We start from the raw sequence: 255 nt of genomic DNA, 5'->3' as shown, positions 1-255 counted from the left end.
GCAGTAATGAGTACTGACATTATTTTTTCCTTTATATAAAGAAAAGCGCCAGCGAGTGAACGCTGGCGTTGATTCGTGGATGATAAGTACGGTTCGGTAGCTAATCTGTTCTGGCGCGTTGCAGAAGCTGAAGCAGACGGAGAACGCGAGCGTCCTGTAATGCCTGTGTGATATGAGGCAGCAGCTTTGCGGAGTCGGTGTTGTCTTCGTCGTTGTCGAAGACGATCCCGCTGTCGCAGTCAATATTGTCCTGCA

At 49.4% G+C, this 255-nt stretch carries 1 protein-coding gene; it reads right to left on the bottom strand.

Annotated features, from left to right (window positions below; genetic code table 11):
* Positions 1 to 100 precede the first annotated feature (100 nt).
* Positions 101 to 255 (bottom strand): hypothetical protein (locus ACU8YC_RS28865; RefSeq protein ID WP_446896492.1); only part of this gene is annotated, 155 nt, incomplete at its 5' end.

The organism is Citrobacter sp. VF227 (assembly GCF_052950715.1).
This window is presented reverse-complemented; position numbering and strand designations above follow the sequence as displayed.